This is a genomic window from Streptomyces pseudoechinosporeus (assembly GCF_054783935.1).
Window position 1 is genome coordinate 12,101 of the sequence record NZ_BAAGPS010000024.1, and the last position, 22,189, is coordinate 34,289.

Consider the following 22,189-nt stretch of genomic DNA (forward strand, 5'->3'; position numbering starts at 1 on the left):
GTCGCGCCCCTTCAGGGGCGCGGGGAACTGCGCGACAAGCCACGACGGGCCCGCACTCGCCCATGAACCGAACCCACCCTCCCGGTAGGCGCCCTCGTTCAACCGCCGGAGGCTTGACGTCACGTCAGGTCGTTGCCACACTCACCAGCCGCGCCAGAAAGCGCTTGCTGAGGCGCACCCCCGTAGCGCGCCGCCCCTGCCCGAGCCGAGTTCGCTCCAGGTCACGCACACCCTGATCGTGAATCGATTCAGTCGAATCGGTTTCGACGACGGAGGTGGCGGGCCGGACGACAGGGCAGTGGGCGGCGCGTCCACCCCCACAACAGGAGAAGGACGAGATGGGACGCAGAGCCGCACCTCACCTCATCGGCAGGACCTTGGGTACTCGCAAGAAGCGGGCCGGCGCCACTGCCGCCTGCGCCACCGCGCTGCTCGCCGGAGCGGCCGTACTGACGGCGCCGGCCGACGCGGCCCAGGACACGGAGGCTGCCGCATCCGAACCGGCCGCCGCCTCCGTGGCGGCGGCCTGTGGCGACGGTTCGTACCAGGCGGAGGCCGTGCTCAGCGGCAGCACCTGGACCGCGCGCCGTGGCAGCAGCGTCGTATACACCGGCACCGATATGCGCGCCGCGATGCAGGCCGCCGTCAACAGCCTTACGGCGGGCCGTACTTCGAAGGAACGGGTCGTCGTGCGCGGCTCGGGCTCCATCAGTGCCGGGTCCCGGGTCTCCCTGCCGAGCTACACCGTGCTCGACGTCTGCGGGACCATCAACGTCACCGGCTCGGGCTCCGGCGACCAGGCCCCCGTCTACGCACGCGGCGCCCGCGACATCGAGGTCCAGCACCTCAACCTCACCGGCGCCCCGCTGTACGGCATCTTCATGCGCAACGTACAGAACGTCGTCCTCGGCCAGATCGACATGCGGCTGTCGCGCGGTCTCGGCGTCCGGATCGACAACCGCGGCGACACCAGCCAGTGGACCAGGAACGTCCGCATCGACAACGTGTACGTGTCCGGGGCGAGCAGCCACGCCGTGGAGACGTACGGCGTCGACGGCTTCACCGCCGGCACCGTCACCGCCCGCAATGTCGGCGAGTCCGGTCTGCTGCTGAACCAGACCATCAATGCCACCGTCACCAAGGTGGACGCGGACAACGCGGGCGCCGGGACCGGTTACGCGGCGTTCCGGATGGCCAACCGCAACGGCCGGGTCGGCAGCAGCTACCCGACGAACATCCGGGTGGGCGAGGTCATCGCGCGCGGCGGCGGGCGCGGCGTCTTCTGCGTCTCAGAGAGCGGCGGCGCGGTCATCGACAAGGTGTCCATCTCGAACACGGGCAACAACTCGGTCCTGATCGAGAACTGCTACAACGTGAACGTCGCCGCCCAGAGCGGCAGCGTCACCGGCGGCGGGGAGATCCGGCTCGCCGCGCGCTCCGAATTCCCGAACAACCGGGACATCACCATCCAGAACCTCACGGTGACCGACTCGGCGATCAGGGAAAGCCCCTGCGGCGAGAACACCACGTTCCGCAACAACCGGCTCGTCAACAGCAGTCAGAACATCTGCTAGCGCCCACCGCGCGACGAGGGTGGCGGCCGGCTTCCCCGCACAACGGCCGCCACCCGGCGTGTCACACAGCAGGACCCGTGAGGGACTGCTCGGCCCAGATGATCTTGCCGTCCCGGGTGTGGCGAGAGCCCCAGCGCTGGGTGAACTGGGAGATCAGGAACAGGCCCCGGCCGCCCTCGTCGGTCGTCTTCGGATGGCGCAGGTGCGGGGCGGTGGCGCTGGCGTCCCAGACCTCGCAGATCAGGGTGGCCCCGGTCAGGATCAGGCGCAGCCGGATCGGTCCCGAGGCGTGCCGGATGGCGTTGGTGACCAGTTCGCTGACGACGAGTTCGGTGGTGAAGGTCAGCTCGTCCAGATCCCACTCGGTCAGCCACCGCGCGGTCCGCTTGCGGGCGTCGGCCACGATCGCGGGGTCGCTGGGCAGCTCCCAGGACACGACCCGCCGCGGGTCGAGGAGGCGGGCGCGGGCCATCAGCAGCGCCACGTCGTCCGGCGGGCGCGCCGGGACGAGGGCGTCGACCACGGCCTGGCACCGGTCGTCGAGTATGGGCTCCCCTCGCTCCAGCGCCCGGCGCAGCCGTTCCCGGCCCGCGGCGGTGTCCTCGCCCGGGCCGAGCCCTTCACCGACGAGCAGACCGTTGGTGTGGAGGGCGAGCACGCTGCCCTCCACGAGCGGCAGTTCGACCGACTCGAAGGGCGGCCCTGCCACGCCGAGCAGGGGGCCGGCCGGCAGTTCGAGGAAGTCGACGGTGCCGTCCGGAGCGACGATCGCGGGCGCGCCCTGACCGGCGGCGGCGATGGCGCACTGGCCGGCGACCGGGTCGTAGACCGCGTACAGACAACTGGCGCCCACCGCCTGCACGCCGCCACCGCGCGGGTCCGGCTCGGTGTCATCCTCATGCGCGGCCCGGACGACCACGTCGTCGAGGTGCGCCAGCACCTCTTCGGGACGCAGGTCCAGGTCGGCGAGCGTCTGGACGGCGGTGCGCAGCCGGCCCATGGCCGCGGCGGCCCCGATGCCGCCTCCCGTCACCTCCCCCACCACCAGGGCGACGCGGGCGCCCGACAGCGGAATGACGTCGTACCAGTCGCCGCCGAGGCCGGTCAGCTCGTCGGCCGGCCGATAGCGGGCGGCGACCTCCATGGCGTCCTGCTCGGGCAGCCGGCGCGGCAGCAGATTGCGCTGCAGTACGAGAGCGGCGTCGCGTTCGCGCGTATAGCGGCGGGCGTTGTCGAGGCACAGGGCCGCGCGGGCGACGAACTCCTCGGCCAGGCTCAGATCGTCCGCCTCGAAGGGGTCCTGCCACTGCCGCCGGAAGAACGTGGTGATCCCCAGCGTGGTGCCCCGCGCCCGGATCGGCACGATCATCACGCTGTGCAGTCCCAGGTCGAGGAAGGAGGCGGCCCTGCCGCCGGGTATGTCGGGGCCCCATTCCTTGGCCAGCGGGTCGAGCCGCTCCTGGTGCCAGGATCTGCCGCTGGTCAGACAGCGGATCGGGGGTGCCCCGGCCCGGTAGCGGGCGGCCTGCCCGATCTCGACGACGGCTTCCGGGACGCCCTTGTTCACCGACTGGTGAGCGGCCCGTCGCAGCGACACCCTGTCCGTGTCGTTCAGCGGACCGGACAGCGGTTCACCGCCTTCGAGGACGGACTCCAGGAGGTCTACGGCGACGAAGTCGGCCAGTCCCGGCACCGCCACGTCGGCGAGCTCCTGGGCGGTGCGCCGCACGTCCAGCGTGCGGCCGATGCGCTCGCCGGCCTGGTCGAGCAGGGTGAGCCGCCTGCGGGCGCGGTAGCGCTCGGTGACGTCGACGACCGTGTAGTACACGCCGATCGGGTTGCCGTGGTCGTCCTCGAGCCGGGTGAACGACATCGCGTGCGCCGCTTCCCGGTGCGGCGCGGACCGTACTCGGCCCACGTGTTCGTGGTCGACGATCGGCACACCGGTGTGCAGCACCTGACGCATCACGGCTTCCAGCGCCTCGGCGTCCAGGCCGGGCTGGATGTCCCCCAGCCGCTTGCCGAGCCGTTCGTGCGCGGGTCCGCCGCCGAACTGCTGCATGGCCGTGTTCGACCACACGTACCGCAGATCCGTGTCCACGATGGCAAGGCCGATCGGCGACTGGGTGGCCAGCCGCTCCAGGACCGTACGGCTCATGTTCCAGCCCGCGGCGCCGGTCATGTCGGAGGCCAGCACCATCCAGCGCGCCGGGCCGCCCGACGCCAGGGCGGGGACGACGCGCACCATCGTGGCGACCGGGTGCCCGTCCCGGTGGCGTACGGACAGCGGACCGGCCCAGCCACCGCCCCGCTCACAGCGCTCGATCAGGTCCGGAAGGCGCGCGGCGTCCTCGGGCATCAGCAGGTCGGCGGCGCCGCGGCCGAGGATTTCGGGCGCGGGGTATCCGTACAGCCGCTGGGCGTCGCCGCTCCAGCCGGTCACCACCGCGGCCGCGTCCAGCAGCACCGGCGCGGCGTCCGCCACGTCGAACCGCCGGTCCGTGACTCCGCTCTCCTCGCTGGTCACCACAGTGACCCTCTCCGTCCCTGAGAGTGGTCTGCTTGCGTACTTCCCGTTCGGTGCCCCTGTGCGGCTGCCGCCACACGTCCGACACTGCCCCAACGTACAGCCACGCGGGTACCCAGGCCCTCGGAAGGCGCCAGCTCAGGCGCGCATGAGGAGCTGGAACTCGAAGGCGTAGCGGGCGGCCCGGTAGACATGGGTGCCGTACTCGACCGGCCGCCCCGTGTCGTCGTACGCCGTGCGCCGCATGGTGAGCAGCGCGGCGCCCGCCGGATCGTCCAGCAGCTCGCCCTCCTCGGCAGTGGCGCAGCGGGCGCCGACGCTCTGGCGGGCGCTGTGCAGGGTGATCCCGGCGGCCCGCATCATCCGGTAGAGGCCGGTCGCCTCCAGCCGGGCGGTGTCGAGGTCCAGGAGTGCGGCGGGCAGGTAGTTGCACAGGTACGCCACGGGCTCGCCGTGGGTCAGGCGCAGCCGCTCGAGGACCGTGACGTCGCCGCCTTCGGGGATGCCGAGCGCGGCGGCGACGTCCGCGGAGGCGGGCAGGACCTCGTTGCGCAGGACCTTGGTGGCGGGGCTCTGTCCGGCCGAGTCCAGGTCGTCGTAGAGGCTGCTCAGCTCCAGGGGGCGTTTGACCTGGCTGTGCACCACCTGGGTGCCGACGCCGCGGCGGCGCACCAGCAGGCCCTTGTCCACCAGGGACTGCATGGCCTGGCGGACGGTGGGCCGGGACAGGCCGAGCCGCGCGGCGATCTCCATCTCGTTGCCCAGCAGATCGCCGGGCGCGAGAGTTCCGTGCTCGATCGCGGACTCCAGATGCTGGGCGAACTGGTAGTAGAGCGGGATCGGGCTGCCCCGGTCCAGCGCGATCTCGACGCCGTCGATCGGGGAGGCGGTCCTGGCACGAGCGGCCCGTCCCTTCTTCGCCACCGGAACCCCCTCCCTTCACGTCGGATGCTCGAGGGCCGTCAGGAGTTACTGGGGAAGCCGAGGTTGATGCCCCCGCTGTCGGCCGGGTCGGGCCAGCGGGTGGTGATCACCTTGCCCTGGGTGTAGAAGGCGATGCCGTCGTTGCCGTAGATGTGGTGGTCGCCGAAGAGGGAGTCCTTCCACCCTCCGAAGGAGTGGTAGCCGACGGGCACCGGGATCGGCACGTTGACGCCGACCATGCCCGCCTGGACCTCGAGCTGGAAGCGGCGGGCGGCGCCGCCGTCGCGGGTGAAGATCGCGGTGCCGTTGCCCCAGCGGGAGCTGTTGATGAGCTTGATGGCGTCGTCGTAGGTGTCGGCGCGCACCACGCACAGCACCGGGCCGAAGATCTCGTCCTGGTACGCGTCCGCCGTCACCGGCACCTTGTCGAGCAGCGAGACGCCGAGGAAGAAGCCGTCCTCATGGCCCTCGACCGTGTAGCCGGTGCCGTCGACGACGACCTCGGCACCTTGCGCCGCCGCACCGGAGACGTACGACGCGACCTTGTCGCGGTGCTCGCGTGTGATCAGCGGGCCCATCTCGGAGGCGGGGTCGGTGCCGGGGCCGATCTTCAGTCCCTTGGCCCGCTCGGCGATCTTGCCGACCAGTTCGTCGCCGGTGTCACCGACCGCGACGACGACGGACACGGCCATGCAGCGCTCGCCGGCCGAGCCGTACGCGGCGTTGATGGCCTGGTCCGCGGCGAAGTCCAGGTCGGCGTCGGGCAGTACGAGCATGTGGTTCTTGGCGCCGCCGAGGGCCTGGACGCGCTTGCCGTGCTCGATGCCCTTCATCTGGATGTACTTGGCGATCGGCGTGGAGCCGACGAAGGAGACGGCAGCGATGTCCGGGTGCTCGAGGAGGCGGTCCACGGCGACCTTGTCGCCCTGCACGACGTTCAGTACGCCGTCGGGCAGGCCCGCCTCGGAGGCCAGTTCCGCCAGCCGGTACGAGGCGGAGGGATCCTTCTCGCTGGGCTTGAGCACGAAGGTGTTGCCGCAGGCGATGGCGACCGGGAACATCCACATCGGCACCATGGCCGGGAAGTTGAACGGCGTGATGCCGGCGACGACACCGAGCGGCTGGCGGATGGACGCCACGTCCACCCGGGTGGAGACCTGCGTGGACAGCTCGCCCTTGAGCAACTGCGGGATGGAGCAGGCGAGTTCGACGATCTCCATGCCGCGGGCGACCTCGCCGAGCGCGTCGGAGTGCACCTTGCCGTGCTCGGCGGTGATCAGCGCGGCGATCTCGTCGCGGCGCGCGTCGAGCAGCTCGCGGTACTTGAACAGCACGGCGGTGCGCTTGGCGAGCGAGGCGGCGCCCCAGCTCTCGAACGCGGCCTTGGCGGAGGCGACGGCGGCGTCCACCTCGTCGGTGGTGGCGAACGCGACCTGCTTGTCCTGGGCGCCGGTGGCGGGGTCGTACACGGGGCCGAAGCGGCCGGAGGTGCCCTCGACGGGCTTGCCCCCGATCCAGTGGGTGAGGGTCTTCATGGCGTGCGGGTCCTTTTCGTGAGCGGGGGGTCGGGCGAGGGTTTCAGAGGTACCGGCGGCGTCCCTGCACGTGCCGGTCGTACGTCTCGCGGGCCCGGTTCGCGGCCTCGCGGGAGGCGACCTCGGCGACCGGTACGTCCCACCAGGCCTGGGCCGCGGGGGCGGTGGGCGTGGGGTCCGTCTCGACGTACACACAGGTCGGGCGGTCCGAGGCGCGGGCGGTGGCCAGGGCGTCGCGCAGTTCGCGCACGGTCTTGGCGCGCAGGACGTCCATGCCGAGGCTGGCCGCGTTGGCGGCAAGGTCCACGGGCAGGGGCGCGCCGCTGAAGGTGCCGTCGGCCGCCCGGTAGCGGTAGGCGGTGCCGAACCGCTCGCCGCCGGTCTCCTCGGAGAGGCCGCCGATGGAGGCGTAGCCGTGGTTCTGGATGAGGAGCAGATTGACGGGCAGGCCCTCCTGGACGGCGGTGACGATCTCGGTCGGCATCATCAGGTACGTGCCGTCACCGACCAGGGACCATACGGGAGTTGTGGGCGCCGCCTGCTGTACGCCGATGCCCGCCGGGATCTCGTAACCCATGCAGGAGTAGCCGTACTCCAGGTGGTACTGGCGCGGGGAACGGGCGCGCCACAGCTTGTGCAGGTCGCCGGGGAGCGAGCCGGCCGCGTTGATGATCACGTCGTCGTCGCCGACCACGGAGTCCAGGGCGCCGAGCACCTGCGTCTGGGTGGGGACCTGGTTCTCGTCGTCCGCCTGGTAGACGGCGTCCACGACCTGCTCCCAGCGCTCCTTGCCCGCGCGGTACTCGGCCTCGTACGCCACGTCCACGTGGTGGCCGGACAGCGCCTCGGTGAGTGCGTCGAGCCCTGCGCGGGCGTCGGCGACCAGGGTGCGGGCGGCGAGCTTGTGGGCGTCGAAGGCGGTGACGTTGAGGTTGAGGAAACGGACGTCCGGGTTCTGGAAGAGCGTGGCGGAAGCGGTGGTGAAGTCGGTGTAGCGGGTGCCCACACCGATGACCAGGTCGGCGGTGCGCGCGATGTCGTCGCAGACCGCGGTGCCCGTGTGGCCGATGCCTCCGAGGTCGGCAGGGTGGTCGTGGCGCAGCGAGCCCTTGCCGGCCTGGGTGGAGGCGACGGGGATGCCGGTGGCGTCCACCAGTGCCTTCAGCGCGTCCTCGGCCTCGCTGTGATGGACGCCGCCGCCCGCGACGATCAACGGCCGTTCGGCGGCCCGGATCGCATGGACGGCCTCGGCGAGTTCGGCCGGTTCGGGCGCGGGGCGGCGCACCTGCCAGACGCGGTCGGCGAAGAACTCCTCGGGCCATTCGTACGCCTCCGCCTGGACGTCCTGCGGCAGGGCGAGGGTGACGGCGCCGGTCTCGACGGGGTCGGCGAGTACCCGCATGGCGTTCAGGGCGGAGGGGATCAGTGCCTCGGGGCGGTTGATCCGGTCGAAGTAGCGGGAGACCGGCCGCAGCGTGTCGTTGACGGACACATCCGCCGAGACGGGGTGTTCGAGCTGCTGGAGCAGCGGGTCGGCGGTGCGGGTGGCGAAGTAGTCGCCGGGCAGCAGCAGGACCGGGAGCCGGTTGACGGTGGCGAGGGCGGCGCCGGTGACCAGGTTCGTGGCGCCGGGGCCGATGGAGGTGGTGACGGCCTGCGTGGAGAGCCGGTTGAGCTGGCGGGCGTAGCCGACCGCGGCGTGCACCATGGACTGCTCGTTGCGGCCCTGGTGGAACGGCATGGTCTCCTCTTGGGCCTCCAGCAGCGCCTGGCCGATCCCGGCGACGTTGCCGTGCCCGAAGATCCCCCAGGTGCCGGCGATCAGCCGGTGCCGGGCGCCGTCGCGTTCGGTGTACTGCGCGGCGAGGAAGCACACGAGTGCCTGGGCGACCGTCAGGCGGCGGGTGGAGCTCATCGATACCTCACTGGGACTGAGTGCTGGTGAGTCTGGGGTCGACGGGCTGGCTCGGCCAGGTGTCGCGGATCCAGGCGTGGTCGGGGTGGTCGCAGATCAGCCAGGCGCGCTCGGCGCCGGGGCCCGCCATGACGTTGAGGTAGTACATGTCGTGGCCTGGTACGGCCATGGAGGGACCGTGCCAGCCGTCCGGGATCAGTACGACATCGCCGCCGCGCACCTCCGCCAGTACGTCCGTGCCGTGGCCGTGACCGGACGGCGAGACGCGCTGATAGCCGAGGCCGGGCGTGCCCTCGTGGTCCGCGAACTCGAAGTAGTAGATCTCCTCCAGCTCGGACTCCTCGCCGGGGCGGTTCACATCGTGCTTGTGCGGCGGGTACGAGGACCAGTTGCCGCCGGGGGTGATCACCTCGACGGCGATGAGCTTGTCGCACTCGAAGACCCCGGCCGCGCCGAAGTTGTGGACCTTGCGCGAGCAGTTGCCGCTGCCTCGCAGTTCGACGGGGACGGAGGAGGCGGGCTCGTAGCGGGCCGGCAGGCGGCGGGTGCAGCGGGCGCCGGTGAGCGCGAAGCGCCCGCCCGCCTGAGAGGTGAGGCTCGCGGTCGCGTCGCGCGGAACGTACACGAAGTCGCTGGGGCCACTGAACACGCTCTCGCGGCCGTGCAGTTCGTGGGTGTCACGGCCGAAGTCGTCGGTGACGGCGACGGTGCAGCCGCCGCTGAGCGACAGCACGATCCACTCGCTGTCCCCGGCCGTGAAGTGGTGCGTGCCGCCGGGCGGCAGCTCGAGCACCCGCAGGCTGGAGTAGCCCCAGCCGGCGCTCTCGGGGGTGACGTCGACGGCGTACTGCTCGCTCGTGGCCTTCCCCAGGGGCAGGTGGTGCTTGGTCATCGGTCGGCTCCTCCTGGTCCGGTCATCGCGTGGTTCCTTGGGGCCTGGCTCACAGCAGCCCGACCGCCGTGTCCACGGCGGTCTCGACGCTGCCCTCGGCGGGGTAGAGCAGGGAGCGGCCGACGACCATGCCCTGCACAGTGGGCAGCCGCAGCGCCTTGCGCCACCTCTCGTACGCGCCCTCCTGGTCCTTGCCGACCTCGCCGCCCAGCAGTACGGCGGGCAGGGTCGAGGTCTCCAGAGCGGCGGCCATGTCGTCCGGGTCGCTGGTGACCGGCAGCTTCAGCCAGGTGTAGGCGGAGGTGCCGCCGAGGCCCGAGGCGATCGCTATGGAGCGGGTGACGGCCTCGGCGGACAGGTCGTTGCGTACTGCCCCCTCGATCCGGCGGGAGATGAACGGCTCGACGAACAAGGGGAGTTGACGCTCGGCCATGGCGTCTATGGCGCGGGCGGTGGACTCCAGGGTGGCCAGCGAGCCGGGGTCGTCGTAGTCGATGCGCAGCAGCAGCTTGCCCGCGTCGAAGTTCAGCCGGGCGATGTCCTCGGGGCGGTGTCCGGTGAAGCGGTCGTCCATCTCGAAGGACGCTCCGGCGAGCCCGCCGCGGTTCATGGAGCCCATGACGACCTTGTTCTCCAGGGCGCCGAGGAGCAGCAGGTCCTCCAGGATGTCGGCGGTGGCGAGCACCCCGTCCACGCCGGGCCGGGACAGCGCGATGCACAGCCGCTCCAGCAGATCGGCGCGGTTGGCCATGGCCAGGCGGCGGTCGCCGACACCGAGGGCGCCGCGTGCCGGATGGTCGGCGGCCACGATCATGAGGCGTCCGCTGTCGCCGAGGAGCGGGCGGCGGCTTCGGCGGGCGGCGGCTTCGGCGATGGCCTCCGGGTGCCGGGCGCGCACTCCGACGAGGTCGGGGATGGTGAGGCTCAAGGGTTGGCTCCGTTCAGGGGGGCGTCGGGGTCAGCCTCGGGAAGAGACGAGTTCCTCGACCTCGGTGGCGGTCGGCATCGCGGAGGAGCAAGCGAGGCGGGAGGCGACGATGGCTCCGGCCGCGTTGGCGTACCGCATGGTCTTCTCCAGCTCCCAGCCGGCGAGCAGCCCGTGGCAGAGCGAACCGCCGAAGGCGTCGCCCGCGCCGAGTCCGTTGACCACCTCTACAGGCACCGGCGGCACCTCGGCGGTCGTACCGTCGCGGTGGACGGCGAGGACGCCCTTGGGTCCCTGCTTGACCACCGCGAGTTCCACGCCCGCCTCGAGCAGGGCCTCGGCGCAGGCGTGCGGTTCGCGTACGCCGGTCGCGACCTCGCACTCGTCGAGGTTGCCGACGGCGACCGTGACGTGGCGCAGGGCCTCGGCGTAGTACGGGCGGGCCTCGGCCGGGTTCTTCCAGAACATGGGGCGCCAGTCGAGGTCGAAGACGGTGGTGCCCGCCTTGTCGCGCGCCTTGAGGGCGGCGAGGGTGGCCGAGCGGCTGGGCTCCTCACTCAGGCCCGTCCCGGTGATCCAGAAGATCTTGGCCGAGCGGATGGCGAAGAAGTCGAGCTCCTCGGTGCGGATCTCCAGGTCCGGCGCCTTGGGCTGCCGGTAGAAGTACAGCGGGAAGTCGTCGGGGGGAAAGATCTCGCAAAAAGTGATGGGCGTCGGATAGGCGTCGACCGGGGTGACCCAGCGGTCGTCGACCCCGAACTCCCCCAGCGCCTGGTGCAGATACGCCCCGAAGGGGTCCTTCCCGGTGCGGGTGATGATCGCGGTTCTCCGGCCCAGGCGCGCGGCGGCCACCGCGACGTTCGCCGCGGAGCCGCCGAGGAACTTCCCGAAGGTGTCGACGTCCGTGAGGGGGACGCCGGTCTGGAGGGGATAGAGGTCGACGCCGATACGGCCCATGGTGATCAGGTCGAAGGACTCGGTCATGCGTCGCTCCTCGTTCGGGTGGATGCCCTCAGGTGTAAGTCGCCGGACGGGACCCTGTCAATAGTTTGTACTGACATTCTCACGTGCTCGTGAAATGATGTCTTAACAAAGTATTGACACGGCGCCTCATCAGGGGCTTACATCCCGTCCCAACAAGTGCAGCCGAAAGTTCCTCGGCATGTGGCCCGGCGTATGTTCTTCGCACGGGCTCCCAGGGTGCGGGCGTCTGCCCGGCCCGCCTCCACGCCCGCTCCCTATTTCCCCGCAGCACAGTGAGGTGCCGGAAAGATGGACCGTACGTCTCGCCCCCGCTCCCGCAGACTCCCCGTACTCGTGGCCGCAGCCGCCACGACAGCACTGATCGCCACCGGCTGCTCCAGCAGCTCCGGAGGCAAGGAATCCGAGGAGAGCGGCGAGAACATCGCCGCGGGCAAGGCCAGCACGCCCCGCATGACCGTCGCGATGGTCACGCACGCAGCGCCGGGCGACACCTTCTGGGACCTGATCCGCAAGGGCGCCCAGGCCGCCGCCGACAAGGACAACGTCAAGCTCATCTACTCCAACGACCCCAACGCCGCCAACCAGGCGAACCTGGTGCAGAACGCGATCGACCAGAAGGTCGACGGCATCGCGGTCACCCTGGCCAAGCCGGACGCCATGAAGGATGTGGTGGCCAAGGCGGAGAAGGCGGGCATCCCGGTGGTCGGCTTCAACTCCGGTGTGGACAACTGGAAGGACATGGGCCTCCTGTCCTACTTCGGCCAGGACGAGGGCATCGCCGGCGAGGCACTCGGCAACCGGCTCAACGAGTCCGGCGCCAAGAACACCGTCTGCGTGGTTCAGGAACAGGGCCACGTCGGGCTCGAGGCGCGCTGCGCGGGCGTGAAGAAGACCTTCAAGGGCAAGACGGAGAACCTCTACGTCAACGGCACCGACATGCCGTCCGTGAAGTCGACCATCACCGCCAAGCTCAAGCAGGACACCTCCATCGACGAAGTGGTCACCCTCGGCGCCCCGTACGCGCTGACGGCCGTGCAGTCGGTGGCCGAGGCGGGCAGCGAGGCCAAGGTCGCCACCTTCGACCTCAACAAGGACCTGACCGGCGCCATCGAGAAGGGCGACATCGAGTTCGCCGTCGACCAGCAGCCCTACCTGCAGGGCTACCTCGCGGTCGACACTCTCTGGCTCTACAAGAACAACGGCAACTACAGCGGCGGCGGCGAGGCTCCGGTCCTCACCGGCCCGGCCTTCGTGGACAAGTCCAACGTCGAGTCCATAGCGAAGTTCGCCGCGAAGGGTACTCGGTGATTCCCATGACCCAGCAGGCTGCGCCGGCGGTGTCCGCACCGCCGGCCTCCGGCCCGAAGAAGGAAACCGACGGCCGGACCTCGCAGCGCCCCATGTGGCTGCGGCTGCTCGCCCGGCCCGAAGTCGGCGTCTTCCTCGGGGCCGTCGCGGTGTTCGTCTTCTTCCTGATCGCGGCGCCGCCGGTCCGTGAGGCCGGCTCCATGGCCACGATCCTTTATCAGTCGTCGACCATCGGCCTGATGGCCCTGCCGGTCGCCCTGTTGATGATCGGCGGCGAGTTCGACCTGTCGGCCGGTGTCGCCGTGCTCACCTCGGCGCTCACCGCGAGCATGGTCAGTTACCAACTCACGATGAACGTCTGGGTGGGCGTCATCGTCGCCCTCATCGTGTCCCTGGCGATCGGCGCGTTCAACGGCTGGTTGCTGGTGAAAACCGGACTGCCGAGCTTCCTGATCACCTTGGGCACCTTCCTGATCCTGCAGGGCGTCAACCTGGCGGTCACCAAGCTGGTCACCGGCAACGTCGCGACCAACGACATCAGCGACATGGACGGCTTCGACCAGGCCAAGGCGGTCTTCGCCTCGACGTTCACCATCGGTGGCGTGGGGGTGAAGATAACCGTCTTCTACTGGCTGGCCTTCGCGGCGATCGCCACCTGGCTGCTGCTGCGCACCAAGTTCGGCAACTGGACCTTCGCGGTCGGCGGCAACAAGTTCAGCGCCCGCGCGGTCGGCGTGCCGGTGACCTTCACCAAGATCGCGCTGTTCATGGGCGTGGGCTTCGGTGCCTGGTTCGTCGGTATGCACCAGCTGTTCTCCTTCAACACTGTGCAGTCCGGCGAGGGCGTCGGCCAGGAGCTGATCTACATCGCCGCGGCGGTGATCGGCGGCTGTCTGCTGACCGGCGGCTACGGCTCCGCGATCGGCCCGGTCTTCGGTGCCTTCATGTTCGGCATGGTGCAGCAGGGCATCGTGTACGCCGGCTGGAACCCCGACTGGTTCATGGCCTTCCTGGGCGTGATGCTGCTCGGCGCCACCCTCGTCAATCTGTGGGTCCGCAACGCGGCCACCCGGAGGTGATCTGATCCCATGACAAGCAACGGATCCACGGCCAACGGGGCCCTCGTCAAGGACGCCGTCCCGAAGGACGAGAAGCCGATCGTCGAACTGCGCGGCGCGGGCAAGTCCTACGGCAACATCCGCGCCCTGCACGGTGTGACCCTCTCCGTGCACCCCGGCAGGGTGACCTGCGTCCTCGGCGACAACGGCGCCGGCAAGTCCACGCTGATCAAAATCATCTCCGGGCTGCACCAGCACACCGAGGGCGAGTTCCTCGTCGACGGCGAACCGGTGCGCTTCTCCACCCCGCGCGAGGCACTGGACCGCGGTATCGCCACCGTCTACCAGGACCTCGCCGTCGTCCCGCTGATGCCGGTGTGGCGGAACTTCTTCCTCGGCTCCGAGATGACCAGCGGCCCCTGGCCGGTCCGCCGCCTCGACATCGCCCGGATGAAGAAGACCGCGGACGACGAACTGCGCGCCATGGGCATCGTCCTGGACGACCTGGACCAGCCCATCGGCACGCTCTCCGGCGGCCAGCGCCAGTCCGTGGCCATCGCCCGCGCCGTCTACTTCGGCGCCCGGGTGCTCATCCTGGACGAGCCGACCGCCGCGCTCGGCGTCAAGCAGTCCGGCGTGGTGCTGAAGTACATCGCCGCCGCCCGCGACCGCGGACTCGGCGTCATCTTCATCACCCACAACCCGCACCACGCCTACATGGTGGGCGACAACTTCAGCGTGCTGCGCCTGGGCACCATGGAGCTGTCCGCCGACCGCAGCCAGGTCAGCTTGGAAGAGCTCACCAACCACATGGCGGGCGGTGCCGAACTGGCCGCGCTCAAGCACGAGTTGGCGGAAGTCCGCGGCGTCGACGTGGAAGAGCTCCCCGAGGAGCAGGATCTCAAGGCCCCCGTAGTGACGTCCGAAGGGACCGCATCGTGACCAACGCCCTTGACCGCATCCGCGTCGGTTCGGCCCCCGACTCATGGGGCGTGTGGTTCCCCGACGATCCCCTGCAGGTTCCCTGGGAACGCTTCCTGGACGAGGTCTCCGAGGCCGGTTACTCCTGGATCGAGCTCGGCCCGTACGGCTATCTGCCGACCGACCCGGCACAGCTCACCGACGAGGTGAACAAGCGCGACCTCAAGGTGTCGGCCGGCACGGTCTTCACCGCGTTGCACCGCGGCCCCGACGTCTGGGACTCCACCTGGGAGCACGTCAGCCAGGTCGCCGAACTGACCCGGGCCATGGGCGCGAAACACCTGGTGGTCATCCCGTCCTTCTGGCGGGACGACAAGACCGCCGAGCTGATCGAGCCGTCCGAGCTGACCGTCCGTCAGTGGGCGAATCTCACCAAGGGCATGGAGCGGCTCGGGCACGAGGTGAAGGAGCGCTTCGGTCTCGACATCGTCGTGCACCCGCACGCCGACACCCATATCGACACCGAGGAACACGTCGAGCGCTTCCTCGACTCCACCGACAGCGCGCTGGTCAACCTCTGCCTGGACACCGGCCACTACGCCTACTGCGGAGGCGACAACGTCAAGCTGATCGAGACGTACGGCGAGCGCATCGGCTACCTCCACCTCAAGCAGGTCGACCCGGAGATCCTCGCCGACGTCATCAAGAACGAGGTCCCGTTCGGCCCCGCGGTGCAGCGCGGGGTGATGTGCGAACCCCCGTCCGGCGTACCGGAGTTGGAGCCGGTGCTGGTCGCCGCGCAGAACCTCGGTGTGGAGCTGTTCGCGATCGTCGAGCAGGACATGTACCCGTGCGAGCCGGACAAGCCGCTGCCCATCGCCACCCGCACGCGGAAGTTCCTCCGCTCCTGCGGCGCCTGAGAGGGGACACCTGCCCATGACCCAGCGCGGCACGCTCGGCGTGGCCGTCGTCGGCACCGGCAAGATGGGGGCCGACCATGTGCGTCGTATCAACGAGGTGACCAGCGGGGCGCGGGTGGCGGCGGTCGTGGACATCGACGCCGAACGGGCCAAGCGGCTCGCCAACGGCATCGACGGCTGCACCGCGTACACCGACCCCGCCGCCGCCATGGCGGCGGACGATGTGGACGCGGTGCTGATCGCCTCCCCCGGCCCCGCTCACGAGGCGGCGCTGCTCACGGCCTTCGCGCACGACCTGCCCGTCCTGTGCGAGAAGCCGCTCGCGCCGGACGCGGCCTCCGCGCTGCGGATCATGGAGGCGGAGCAGAAGCTGGGCCACCGACGGGTGCAGGTCGGCTTCATGCGGCGGTACGACGCCGAGTACATGCAGCTCAAGGAGCTGCTGGACAGCGGCCGGCTGGGACGTCCGCTGATGCTGCACAACCGGCACCGCAACGCGACCCTCCCGGTGCCCGGCTTCACCAGCGAGATGCTCATCAACGACGCCGTCGTGCACGAGATGGACGTCACCAGGTGGCTGCTAGACCAGGAGATCACCGCGGTCACCGTGATGAAGCCCAGGCCGTCGTCCAACGCCCCCGAGGGCCTCCAGGACCCGCAGTTCGTCATCTTCGAGACCGATGGCGGCGCCCTCGTCGACGTCGAGATGAGCGTCAACTGCCGGTTCGGTTACCAGGTCCAGGCGGAGGCGGTCTGCGAAAACGGCACCGCACGGATCGGTGACGCCCACGGGATGCTCGTCAACTCGGCCGGGCAATGGGGTGGTTCGATCGCCCCGGACTTCGTGGCGCGCTTCGAGGACGCATACGACCGTGAAGTGCAGGCGTGGGTGGACGCCACCCGCCGCGGCGAGGTCACCGGCCCGAGCGTGTGGGACGGCTACGCGGCCGCCGCGGTCTGCGAGACGGGCGTGACGGCACTGACCGAGGGCGGCCGGAGAGAGGTGGAGCTGATCGACCGCCCTGAGCTGTACCGGAGCTGACAGGGTGCCATACCGGAACCGTCAAGGCGCGGGCCAGGGAGCCAATCCCCGGCCCGCGCCTGTCGCTTGACGCGGCTGACGCGGCGTCAGGCCGAGAGGGCCGTACGCGGTCGCGGGCGGAAGCCCGCCGCCGTGTAGCACTCGTCGATCAGGGTCATCGTCGCCAGCGCGTCGTCCACGTCCAGCGGGAGCGCCGCCCCGCCCCGGACGTGCGCAGCGAAGGCGTCCAGCTGGTACGTGTACGACGACCTGGTGCCGAGGCGCTCCACCCGCTCGCCCTCCCCCGTGCGCACCACGACCCGGTCGTCCTGGTGCGGCAGCACGAAGTTCGGTGCGAGGGCCTCGCCCCGGGTGCCGACGATCCGGCAGCTCATCTCCAGCTCGCCGTACGCCATGTGGCAGCGGGCCGACCCGGTGGCCCCACCGGGGAACTCCAGCTCAGCGTCGATCCACTCGTCGACCCCGGGCGCCCCCGCCCGTTCCTCGCCCCGCGCGGACACCAGCCGAGGCGCACCGCCCGCCCACGGCGCCAGCATCCGCACGGCGTGCAAGCTGTAGCAGCCCAGGTCCATCACGGCACCACCGGCGAGCGGCAGCGACCAGCGCGGATCGGCGTCGTCCGGGGCGGGAATCGCGACCAGTGTCTCCACCCGTCGCAGCTCCCCGAGTTCACCGCCGGCCAGTAGCCCGTGCAGGCGCCGGGTGACCGGGTGGAAGAGGTAGTGGAAGCCCTCCATGAAGACGGTTCCGGCCTTCGCGGCCGCCTCCCGCACCTCGGCGGCCTCCTCGGCGTTGCTCGCCGACGGTTTCTCTGTCAGGACATGCTTGCCCGCGGCAAGGGCGGCGAGGTTCCACGGCCCGTGCAGACCGTTGGCGAGCGGGTTGTAGACCACCTCGACCTCGGGGTCGGCGAGCAGGTCGCCGTACGAGTCGTGCACCCGCCCCACGCCGTGCTGTGCGGCGAAGGACTCCGCCCGGCCGCGGTCCCGTGCGGCCACCGCGACGAGACGGTGGCCGCCGGCCCGGGCCGGGTCGACGAGCGCGCGTTCGGTGATCCGTGCTGCCCCGAGTACGCCGATGCGCAGTGGTTCCCGGCCCGGTTCGCTCATGCCTGCTGTTCCTCCTCGATCGTGACAGGACGATCTTCCTGCAGTGTCGCTCCGCCGTCCACAGGCGGGAAGTTCCGGCGGGCGAGGTCCTTGGCGTGGGCCACAGCGCACTCGACCAGTTCGAAGGCGGGCAGGCCGCCGGCGTAGTAGGTGCGGGCCCGGCCCTGCAGCGCGTCGAGGCGGTCCAGGACGCCGCCGGCGAGGTCGTCGCTGCCGAAATGCGGCATGAACGCCCACTGGCGCCGCAGGTGCACCTCCCGCAGCCGCCCGCCGAGTGCCGCGACGTCGTCCCGCAGCAGCGCGGGGACGTCCTCGGGACGGCCGTAGGAGTAGAAGGTGCGCACATCGCTGCCCGGGTAACGGTGGTGGTACGAGACGCAGTGGCCGGTCGCCTCGCGGATCGCGGTGTGGCGGTCGAGGAAGTAGAAGGCGTTCTCCGGCAGGCCGGACGCGGAGGCGAGGGTGGTGTGGTAGGCGTTGCAGCGGATCCGCGCGGCGAGGTCGCGCTCCTCCTCGGTGGCGTCCAGGACCGGCAGGATCCGGTCCAGGGCGACGGCGAGCACCAGGTCGTCCGCCTCTACCGGGCCGGAGTCGGTACCGACCCGCACTCCGCCCGCATGCCGCTCGACCGACTCCACGCGCACGGCACACCGTACGTCCTTCAGCTCATCGGCGACCCGGCGCCACAGCGTGGCGAAGCCGCCCACCACGGTGAAATCACCTGCGTGCCCGAGCAGTTCGGGTCTCGGGGAGGACAACAGCCCGGTCATCTCCGCGTACTTCACGAAGTACAGCGCGGGCACATCGTCGTCGAGATAGCCGTATCCGGCCGCCGTGTATCCAGTGCCGAACGACTCGGCCATGGACTCAAGGCCGTGCTCGGCGAGCCACTCGGTGACGGGAGCGGCCAGCGCCCGCGCGGAATGGGCGAGCCCGGGTTCGGCGATGCGCGGGAACTCCCGCTCGCGCAGCGCCTGGTAGCGCGGGAGGGCGCCGTCGAGCAGGAACGCCATGGACTGGCGGCTCGGGGTGCGTGCGGCGACGTCGAGGACGCGGTAGCGGGTGGTGGGCTCCGTCTCCACGTCCAGCTCGGTCACCAGCTCCGCGACCCGCGCGTACTGGCTGGTGCATATGTGCCCGCCGAGGTCGTAGGCCCGGCCGTCCACGTGAACGCTCTGGCACTTCCCGGCCACCGTGTCCTGCTCCTCCAGGACGGTCACCCGGTGCCCGGCACGCTCCAGTTCACGGGCGGCCGCCAGACCGCTCGGTCCGGCACCGATGACGACCACGCTCCGGGGGCCGGGGGTGGGTAACTCCTGCATGGTCGTCGCTCCTCGATCCGTCGGGCATGGGCGGCTCTCATGGTCGTATGGAGAGATCACATGGCCGTAAACGGATGCCGGAGGCGTGGTGTTCACACAGGTGTTCCGGGTGCCTCGGGCACCCGGGACACAGGAGAGGTCTCAGCCGACGCGGACCTCGGCGATCGTCACCGGCCGGTGCTCGCGCAGCGACAGCGTGCACGCCTCCGCGATCCAGCCCGCCTCCAGCGCGTCGGCGACGGTGCACGGCGAGGTCCGCCGCCCGGCGACGACCTCGGTGAACGCGTCGAGTTCGGCACGGTAGGCGTCGGTGAAGCGGTCCATGAAGAAGTCGTGCGGCGTCCCGGCGGGGAAGGTGACGCCGGGCTCGACGGAGCGCAGCGGCAGCTTGTCCTCCAGGCCGACCGCGATGGAGTCCTTGAAGCCGTGGATCTCCATGCGGACGTCGTAACCCCGGGCGTTGTGGCGGGAGTTGGACACCACCGCGATCGTCTGGTCGTCGAGGGTGAGGATCGCGCCGGTGGTGTCGGCGTCGCCCGCCTCCTTGATGTAGTCGGCGCCCCGGTTGCCGCCGACGGCGTACACCTCGGTCACCTCGCGGCCGGTCACCCAGCGGATGATGTCGAAGTCGTGCACGGAGCAGTCGCGGAAGATCCCTCCGGAGGCGGCGATGTACGTGGCCGGGGGCGGCGCCGGGTCCAGGGTGGTGGACCGTACGGTGTGCAGCTGGCCGAGTTCTCCGCTCTGGACGGCGGCACGGGCGGCCACGAACCCGGCGTCGAAGCGCCGGTTGTAGCCGATCTGGATCTCGACGCCGCTGTCCCGCACCGCGTGCAGAACCTCGACGCCCTCCTTCATCGCGCGGGCGACGGGCTTCTCGCAGAAGACCGGCACTCCGGCCTCGACGGCGGCGCGGATCAGGCCGGGGTGGGCGTCGGTCGCGGCGGCGATCACCACACCGTCCACGCCGGCGGCCAGCACCGCCTCCGGTGAACCGACTGCTTCGGCGCCGAAGCGCTCGACGGCGGCCGTGACGGCATCCGCGAACGGGTCCGCGACGACGAGGGACTCGACCACGTCGAGCCGGGAGAGGGTCTCGGCGTGGAACGCGCCGATGCGGCCGAGGCCGAGGATGCCGATACGCATGGTTCAGGGGCTCCTTGTTTCCTTGTGCGTCGTACGTGTCAGTGGTGATCCGTACGTATGTGTCGCGCGGCTCAGTCGAGTCCGCCGAGGACGTTCTGGTCCCAGTCGATGACCGAGCCGGTGACGACACCGCTGCGGTCGGAGAGCAGCAGGACCACGAAGTCGGCGATCTCGTCGGGCTGGCCGAGCTTGCCCATCGGCAGCTTCTCCGCGGCCTGTTCGCGCCAGTCGTCGCCCGCGCCGTGGAAGGTGCGCTGGGTGGCGTCCTCGCCCTCGGTCGCGGTCCAGCCGATGTTCAGGCCGTTGATCCGGATCCGGTCCCAGCGGTGGGCGTGCGCGGCGTTGCGCGTCAGCCCGGCGAGTCCGGCCTTGGCCGCGACGTACGGGGCCAGGAAGGGCTGTCCGCCGTGCTCGGACGAGGTGATGATGTTGACGATCGTGCCGGGCGCCTTGCGCGCCACCATGTCGGCCACGGTGGCCTGCATGGCGAAGAAGGGGCCCTTGAGGTTGATCGCGATGTGCGCGTCGAACAGCTCGGGTGTGGTGTCGAGCAGCGTGCCACGGGAGGTGAGCCCGGCGGAGTTGACCAGGCAGTCGACCCGGCCGTACGCAGCGATCACCTGGGCCACACTCCCCCGCGCCTGCTGCGCGTCGGCGAGGTCGGCCCGTACGTACATGGCCTTGGCCCCGGCTTCGGTCAGTTCGGTGACCAGTGCCTCGCCGGGTTCGGGGCGGCGCCCCGTGACGGCGATGACGGCGCCCTCGCGGGCGGCGGCCCTGGCGACGGCCGCGCCGACGCCCTGGCTGCCGCCGTTGATGAGGACGACCTTGTCCTCAAGAAGTCCCATGTGCTCTCTCGTTCCTCAGCTCTCGCGGCGCTCGGCGGCGGTCCGCAGTGCGTCCCGCAGGTGGTACGGGGCCCAGTGCTCGCGGAGGGCGCGCCGGACGAGGTCCGCCTGGGAGGGCGGGGCCAGTCCGTCGACGGGCGGGTCGGAGTCCAGGTTCGTCGGGAAGGGGTAGCCCTCGGCGCAGGCCGCGATCACCGTGTCCAGCCACTCCTGGCCCACGCCCTCGGCCTTGCGCTTCAGCAGCACCGGGTAGACGGCGTTCGCGATGGCCTCGCGGTCGACGGTCTCCATGGCCCGGCCGAAGGCCGAGGAGACCTGGAGCAGATTGGCCATGCGGCGGATGTCCGCGGACCGGTTGTGTCCGGCGGCGTGGAAGAGGGCGGGGTTGAAGAACACCGCGTCGCCCTTGGCGAGCGGGAGCTGGACGTGACGCGCCTCGAAGTAGGCCCGGAATTCCGGCAGTCGCCAGGCCAGGTAGCCGGGCTCGTACTTCTGTGAATGCGGCAGGTACATCGTCGGGCCGGACTCGACGGGCATGTCGCAATGGGCGACCGCGCCCTGGAGAGTCAGTACGGGTGAGAGGCGGTGGACGTGCGCCGGGTAGGCGGCCGCGGCCTCGTTGGAGAGGAAGCCGAGGTGGTAGTCGCGGTGCGCGGTCTGGGCGGCGCCGCCCGGGTTGACCACGTTGATCTGGGAGGTGACCTGGTAGCCGGGGCCGAGCCAGGCCGACGACACCAGGGCGAGGACGTCGTTGGCGTAGTAGTCGGCGAACGCCTCCGCGTCGTACAGGGCCGCCTTCTCCAGCGCGTTCCACACCCGGTCGTTGGCGCCCGGCTTGGCGAAGTGATCACCCGCGGTCGCGCCCGCGGCACGCTGCTCGGCGATCAGAGCGTCGAAGACGGCGGTGGCCCGGTCGACGACCTCCGGGTCCGCAAAGGCGCCCCGGAAGACCACGATGCCCGGGCCCTCGGCGAGCGCGTGCGCCAGCTCGGCCTGGAACTCGCGGTCGGCCTCGACCTGGTCGGCGTCGTAGACCGGCACGTTCCGCACGATGGCGGAGGCCTGCGGGTAGTCGGTGGGGTCGGTCCCCTGCTCGACGAGCGCGCGGAAGGCGTCCAGGTCGCAGTCCTGCTCGGACAGCCAGGCACGGGAGTGTACGGAGGTGAAGGACATCGCCGTCCCTTCGGGTCACGGAGCGACGCAGCGCTGTCATTCTTGTCAGTACAAACCCCTCGAACA

18 protein-coding genes are annotated in these 22,189 nt (G+C 70.6%); 6 read left to right on the forward strand and 12 right to left on the reverse strand.

Going from position 1 to position 22,189, the window contains the following annotated elements:
- The first annotated feature begins 338 nt into the window (after positions 1–338).
- Positions 339–1,574, forward strand: coding sequence for a hypothetical protein (locus ACYVO6_RS25480; protein WP_461064923.1), 1,236 nt, complete (start codon positions 339–341; stop codon positions 1,572–1,574).
- Between the two features lie 61 nt (positions 1,575–1,635).
- On the opposite strand, the gene ACYVO6_RS25485 is transcribed toward ACYVO6_RS25480, so the two are convergent.
- The 7 genes from ACYVO6_RS25485 to iolC all read right to left on the reverse strand — a co-directional run bounded on the left by ACYVO6_RS25485 (position 1,636) and on the right by iolC (position 11,276).
- On the reverse strand, positions 1,636–4,104 hold the full coding sequence (locus tag ACYVO6_RS25485) for a SpoIIE family protein phosphatase (RefSeq protein WP_461064925.1): 2,469 nt from the start codon (positions 4,102–4,104) through the stop codon (positions 1,636–1,638).
- Between the two features lie 135 nt (positions 4,105–4,239).
- Positions 4,240–5,025, reverse strand: a complete 786-nt coding sequence (locus ACYVO6_RS25490) for a GntR family transcriptional regulator (protein WP_461064927.1) — start codon at positions 5,023–5,025, stop codon at positions 4,240–4,242.
- Positions 5,026–5,063: 38 nt separating this feature from the next.
- Entirely contained in the window at positions 5,064–6,560 is a 1,497-nt protein-coding gene (locus ACYVO6_RS25495; RefSeq protein WP_461064929.1) for a CoA-acylating methylmalonate-semialdehyde dehydrogenase, read from the reverse strand.
- A 43-nt stretch (positions 6,561–6,603) separates the two neighbouring features.
- A complete protein-coding gene (iolD, locus tag ACYVO6_RS25500; protein ID WP_461064931.1) occupies positions 6,604–8,475 on the reverse strand; it encodes a 3D-(3,5/4)-trihydroxycyclohexane-1,2-dione acylhydrolase (decyclizing) in 1,872 nt (623 codons plus the stop codon).
- 7 nt (positions 8,476–8,482) lie between these two features.
- Entirely contained in the window at positions 8,483–9,367 is an 885-nt protein-coding gene (gene iolB, locus ACYVO6_RS25505) for a 5-deoxy-glucuronate isomerase (protein WP_461064933.1), read from the reverse strand.
- A gap of 49 nt (positions 9,368–9,416) precedes the next feature.
- Positions 9,417–10,295 carry a Cgl0159 family (beta/alpha)8-fold protein gene (locus tag ACYVO6_RS25510; RefSeq protein WP_461064935.1) on the reverse strand — a complete coding sequence of 293 codons (879 nt, stop codon included), beginning with the start codon at positions 10,293–10,295 and terminating at the stop codon, positions 9,417–9,419.
- Between the two features lie 30 nt (positions 10,296–10,325).
- On the reverse strand, positions 10,326–11,276 hold the full coding sequence (gene iolC, locus ACYVO6_RS25515) for a 5-dehydro-2-deoxygluconokinase (RefSeq protein ID WP_461064937.1): 951 nt from the start codon (positions 11,274–11,276) through the stop codon (positions 10,326–10,328).
- A gap of 288 nt (positions 11,277–11,564) precedes the next feature.
- Between iolC and ACYVO6_RS25520 the strand changes: the two genes are divergently transcribed.
- Genes ACYVO6_RS25520 through ACYVO6_RS25540 form a run of 5 tightly spaced genes read left to right on the forward strand, consistent with a single transcriptional unit; the run spans position 11,565 to position 16,525 of the window.
- The gene (locus tag ACYVO6_RS25520) at positions 11,565–12,584 is read left to right on the forward strand and encodes a sugar ABC transporter substrate-binding protein (RefSeq protein ID WP_461064939.1); all 1,020 of its coding nucleotides are present in this window, start codon (positions 11,565–11,567) and stop codon (positions 12,582–12,584) included.
- Complete coding sequence (locus ACYVO6_RS25525) at positions 12,584–13,663, forward strand: ABC transporter permease (protein WP_461065463.1); 1,080 nt, start codon at positions 12,584–12,586, stop codon at positions 13,661–13,663. Before ACYVO6_RS25520 ends, ACYVO6_RS25525 begins: the two co-directional genes overlap by 1 nt.
- A gap of 9 nt (positions 13,664–13,672) precedes the next feature.
- Positions 13,673–14,584: an ATP-binding cassette domain-containing protein gene (locus ACYVO6_RS25530; protein WP_461064941.1), complete on the forward strand. Its 912-nt coding sequence runs from the start codon at positions 13,673–13,675 to the stop codon at positions 14,582–14,584.
- Positions 14,581–15,483 (forward strand): sugar phosphate isomerase/epimerase family protein, encoded by a 903-nt coding sequence (locus ACYVO6_RS25535; RefSeq protein WP_461064943.1) that lies wholly within the window; start codon positions 14,581–14,583, stop codon positions 15,481–15,483. The genes ACYVO6_RS25530 and ACYVO6_RS25535 overlap by 4 nt, the downstream gene beginning before the upstream one ends.
- A gap of 16 nt (positions 15,484–15,499) precedes the next feature.
- Positions 15,500–16,525 carry a Gfo/Idh/MocA family protein gene (locus ACYVO6_RS25540; protein WP_461064945.1) on the forward strand — a complete coding sequence of 342 codons (1,026 nt, stop codon included), beginning with the start codon at positions 15,500–15,502 and terminating at the stop codon, positions 16,523–16,525.
- 86 nt (positions 16,526–16,611) lie between these two features.
- On the opposite strand, the gene ACYVO6_RS25545 is transcribed toward ACYVO6_RS25540, so the two are convergent.
- The 5 genes from ACYVO6_RS25545 to ACYVO6_RS25565 all read right to left on the reverse strand — a co-directional run bounded on the left by ACYVO6_RS25545 (position 16,612) and on the right by ACYVO6_RS25565 (position 22,123).
- On the reverse strand, positions 16,612–17,634 hold the full coding sequence (locus ACYVO6_RS25545; RefSeq protein WP_461064947.1) for a Gfo/Idh/MocA family protein: 1,023 nt from the start codon (positions 17,632–17,634) through the stop codon (positions 16,612–16,614).
- Positions 17,631–18,956, reverse strand: coding sequence for a protoporphyrinogen/coproporphyrinogen oxidase (locus ACYVO6_RS25550; RefSeq protein ID WP_461064949.1), 1,326 nt, complete (start codon positions 18,954–18,956; stop codon positions 17,631–17,633). The genes ACYVO6_RS25545 and ACYVO6_RS25550 overlap by 4 nt, the downstream gene beginning before the upstream one ends.
- A 141-nt stretch (positions 18,957–19,097) precedes the next feature.
- A complete protein-coding gene (locus tag ACYVO6_RS25555) occupies positions 19,098–20,102 on the reverse strand; it encodes a Gfo/Idh/MocA family protein (RefSeq protein WP_461064952.1) in 1,005 nt (334 codons plus the stop codon).
- Positions 20,103–20,173: 71 nt separating this feature from the next.
- Positions 20,174–20,950 carry an SDR family oxidoreductase gene (locus tag ACYVO6_RS25560; RefSeq protein WP_461064953.1) on the reverse strand — a complete coding sequence of 259 codons (777 nt, stop codon included), beginning with the start codon at positions 20,948–20,950 and terminating at the stop codon, positions 20,174–20,176.
- A 15-nt stretch (positions 20,951–20,965) separates the two neighbouring features.
- Positions 20,966–22,123 (reverse strand): phytanoyl-CoA dioxygenase family protein, encoded by a 1,158-nt coding sequence (locus ACYVO6_RS25565; protein WP_461064955.1) that lies wholly within the window; start codon positions 22,121–22,123, stop codon positions 20,966–20,968.
- Between the last annotated feature and the right edge of the window lie 66 nt (positions 22,124–22,189).